This is a genomic window from Halobacillus sp. BBL2006, from assembly GCF_000786645.1.
Classification (GTDB): domain Bacteria; phylum Bacillota; class Bacilli; order Bacillales; family Halobacillaceae; genus Halobacillus.
Window position 1 is genome coordinate 1 of record NZ_JRNX01000440.1, and the last position, 2,511, is coordinate 2,511.

Sequence of the window (2,511 nt, forward strand, 5' to 3'; positions counted from 1 at the left end):
TTCTCTCGTCCTATTTTTCTATTAAAGATACATGAATCTCATCATTACATGAGCAGCAAGTCTGCTCGTAATATCTCTTACATCTTTGGATGGATCTACTTCCACAATATCCATTGCTTTCACAAGTGGATGACGGGCTGCAACTGCAACACTTGAGAGCAATTCACGACTCGTCATTCCCCCTGGACCAACTGCTGGACAACCAGGTGCAAATGCCTGATCCACCACATCCATATCAACAGAAAGATAGATCATGTCTACTTTGTCTTTCAATTTATCTATCTCTTTTAAAACGATAGCGTTCACTCCATGCCGCTCTACATCCCCCATCGTATAGAAGCGGACGCCTTTTTCTTTCGCATAGTCCGCGTAGGCCTTTGCGTTGGAAAAATCCCGGATACCGACCTGGACGAGATCTTCTCCTTTCAACACGTCAGCCTCAAGCAAACTACGAAAAGGTGTTCCGTTCGTCCGGCCCCCATCATCCAAATTGCGCAAATCATGATGAGCATCCCACTGGATAACACCGATTCTTCCATATTTTTTTTGAAAAGCAGAGATCGAAGGAAAGCTAATTCCGTGATCACCACCAAGTATGATGTAACGCCTGCAGGCTTCTGTTTCTAACATATCTGTAACACTTTGATTCAGCCGGTGCAGCGTTTCCTGAAGATCGGTCGGATGCGTTTGCACGTCCCCATAGTCGAGCCATACTATATCCGAGAAATCGTGATCTCTATCACCATCATACGTACTGAATGAACCAAGCGTTTTTCGAATCGTCACTGGAGCTTCAGCTGCCAAAGAAAACGATATAGAAGATTTAGAAGAAGGCAGACCAATGACGCCTACTTCTCCCCTTTTTCCTTTTTCATAGAAAGCCCTTGATTCATCAACTTTTGTTGTGTATCGGTCTTTAAACTTAGGACTGTCTCTCGGGCTGAGGTATTGAAAAGACATAGGATTCACCTCGCTCCCATACTTTTTCTCCACGCTTCCAGACGGTGTTCACATGGTTCGTGCCAAAATGATAGGGAATATATTTATAATTCGGCACATCCCACAATACGAGATCAGCCAAGGATCCAATTTCCAACTGTCCTGCTGTTTCTTCTTTTCCAATCGCACAGGAGGCATTTACGGTAACAGCATTCCATATTTCTTCCGGCGTCATCTTCATCTTTAATGCGGCCAAAGACATAATCATCTGCAAGTTTTCCGTCACACAGCTCCCTGGATTGAAGTCCGTTGCGAGTGCAACAGCCGCTCCTGAATCAATCATCTTCCTTGCCGGAGCATACGTATCTTTTCCAAGGTAAAAAGTAGTGCCAGGTAAAAGGACAGCTACGGTCTCTGAGCTTGCCAAGTCTTTAATGCCCTGATCTGAAGCCGCTACAAGGTGATCAGCTGAAATGGCTCCCATCTCCGCCGCCAGCTCTGTTCCGCCGAGGGAATCAATTTCGTCGGCATGAATTTTCGTCCGAAAGCCTAGTTCTTGAGAAGCTTTCATAAAACGGCGGGACTGCTCGATCGTGAATACGCCGGTTTCACAAAAGATGTCCGTGAATGCGGCTAAATCCTTACGACTGATCTCCTCTAGTAAAGCGATCATTTCTGATAGAAAGCTTTCAGGATCTGATTTATATTCAGGCGGGATCGCATGCGGTCCTAGAAACGTAGGAATAATATCCAGGGCCCCTTCTTCGTTCAAGTGTTTAACAACGTTCAACTGCTTGAGCTCAGTTTCTTTATCTAAGCCATATCCACTTTTAGCTTCCAACGTTGTTACACCGTAGGAAGCGATTCGTTCTAAGAAAAATCTCCCTTTCTTTAACAGCTCTTCCTCTGTAGCTTTTTTCGTCGCCTTTACAGTAGATAGAATGCCGCCTCCCTTTTCCAATATTTCTAGATAAGGGACACCTGCCTGCTTTAAGGCAAGTTCCTCTTCACGTGAACCTCCGAAGATAAGATGGGTGTGTGGATCAACAAGTCCAGGGGTAACGAGTCGTCCGTGTGCGTCGATCACCTCTTTCGCTTCGATTTGAGAGGCTGTCTTTGTATCACCAATCCAGGCCACCTTCCCGTTCTTCCATGCAAGGGCCGCCTGTTCTCGTACGTGGAGCTGCTTCATCGCTTCCCCTTTTAACGGACCCTTTTTAGGTAGGATCAGCTGACCGATATTTTTAATTAGTGTGTCGTACATCATTCAAATCCCTCCTTATCCTTTGCCTGTGTTAAATTTCATTGGCGATTTTCTTATTCAATTATAGCTACCCCACCTGGAAGACTCAGTTTCGAGACTTTTATAGTGACGAATGGGGTTGTTTTAGTTTAGCTAACGGACCTTCACTATGGATGGTCAGCTCTTACGTTAAAATTTAATACAAACGCCTTCCATTTGATCTTCTGTTCCGTCCTTCTATTTTTGAAAAGGTGGTTGGGGAACTGGCAAGACTCCTGTGGGATGAACATGATCGGTGAGATCCCGGAAGACGGAGTCTGAGGAAGCTC

The 2,511-nt window shown here is 45.2% G+C and carries 2 protein-coding genes; both read right to left on the reverse strand.

The genetic code is table 11. The annotated features are described in order from the left end of the window. Window positions 1–21: 21 nt before the first annotated feature. Window positions 22–960 (reverse strand): formimidoylglutamase, encoded by a 939-nt coding sequence (gene hutG, locus LD39_RS13155; RefSeq protein ID WP_035547593.1) that lies wholly within the window; start codon window positions 958–960, stop codon window positions 22–24. After that, the gene (hutI, locus tag LD39_RS13160; protein WP_035547597.1) at window positions 923–2,203 is read right to left on the reverse strand and encodes an imidazolonepropionase; all 1,281 of its coding nucleotides are present in this window, start codon (window positions 2,201–2,203) and stop codon (window positions 923–925) included. Before hutI ends, hutG begins: the two co-directional genes overlap by 38 nt. Window positions 2,204–2,511: the final 308 nt, after the last annotated feature.